The following is a 1445-nucleotide window of genomic DNA, read 5'->3' as shown; positions in this document are numbered from 1 at the left end:
TGTTTAATGTGAAAAAACAAAAAAACCAAATCATAGCTACATTACGAAAGGAGCTAGTCATTATGAAGGATACCACAAAATTTGTAGGTTTAGACGTATCAAAAGAAAAAATTGCAGTCGCTATTGCTGAAGAGGGTCGAGGAGAGCCTAGATACTTTGGAATGATTCCTCATACACCCGAAGCAGTTAGAAAATTAGTGAAAAAACTTGGAGATCCTCACACTTTACGATTTTGTTATGAAGCAGGTCCAACTGGATATCCATTATATAGATTATTAAGTACCTTGGGTGTTCATTGTGAGGTAATAGCTCCATCTTTAATCCCGCAAAAACCAGGTGAGCGTATTAAAACGGATCGCAGGGATTCTATCCGTCTCGCTCAGTTATATCGAGCAGGTGAATTAACTTCTATCTATGTTCCTACTACAGAAGATGAAGCTCTCCGAGATTTAGTTCGAGCACGTGAAGATGCAAAAGAAGATGAGTTAAGAGCGAAGCATCGCTTATCAAAGTTTTTACTACGTAATAATATCAAACAACCAGCTGGAGTGAATAAATGGACCAGAAAGTATCGTGACTGGCTAGATATACTAAAGTTTGAAAGTGCAGCTTTACGAGTGGTTTTTCAGGAATATTATCATCAATTAAAAGAGGTAGAACAGCGTATTTTAAGACTCGAAGAGGAAATTAAATTACAAGCAACGGAAGGTGTTCATGCACCAACGATTCAAGCCTTACAAGCATTAAGAGGTGTTGCGCTCATTACAGCGACCAGTCTTGTGGCGGAAATCGGTTCTTTTAATCGTTTTCCCACTCCAAAAAAATTGATGGCTTATATAGGATTAATTCCAAGCGAATCCTCAAGTGGCGAGAGAAGGAGACAAGGGGCAATCACTAAAACAGGAAATCGCCATGTTCGACGTCTGTTAATTGAGTCTGCCTGGAGTTATCGTTATCAACCAGCAGTAAAAGGAGATTTAAAGAGACGACAAGATGGTCTATCTCCAACCATTCAAGCGATATCCTGGAAAGCTCAAAATCGGCTTCATAAAAAATATTATCGACTATTATCCAGAGGAAAAGAAAGTAGTAAAGCAATCACCGCAATTGCAAGAGAGTTGGCAGGGTTTATTTGGGCTATTACTCAAGAGGTAGAAGGTACATTAAGAACTTAAATTTTAAAAAAAACATGGATACTAAAGGAATGGAATGAATGTAAAAATAGATAAATGAGAATAGGGCTCGAAGGCAAAGAGTAATACCGGAAAGGAAAACCCACGTGCCTCCTCTGTGCTATATCTTAATTAGGTTAACGCACGTAACGAGTTAGTGGAAAGTCCTTTATACGGAAAGATAAAATGTGAAAATCCACGAATATCAGAATGCTAACCGCAGTAGAGATTTTTGCCTTCGTGCCGTGTTCTTACTATACTATTCAAATAAAT

1 protein-coding gene is annotated in these 1445 nt (G+C 38.1%); it reads left to right on the top strand.

All coding sequences use genetic code 11. From position 1 onward, the window contains the following. The first annotated feature begins 8 nt into the window (after positions 1-8). The gene (locus ACTXGU_RS22205) at positions 9-1175 is read left to right on the top strand and encodes an IS110 family transposase (RefSeq protein ID WP_443483691.1); all 1167 of its coding nucleotides are present in this window, start codon (positions 9-11) and stop codon (positions 1173-1175) included. Positions 1176-1445: the final 270 nt, after the last annotated feature.

It is taken from the genome of Niallia sp. 01092 (assembly GCF_052318935.1).
In the GTDB taxonomy this organism is placed as follows: domain Bacteria; phylum Bacillota; class Bacilli; order Bacillales; family Cytobacillaceae; genus Niallia.
The sequence above is the reverse complement of the archived record's forward strand: the minus strand, read 5'-3'. Positions and strand labels throughout refer to the sequence as shown.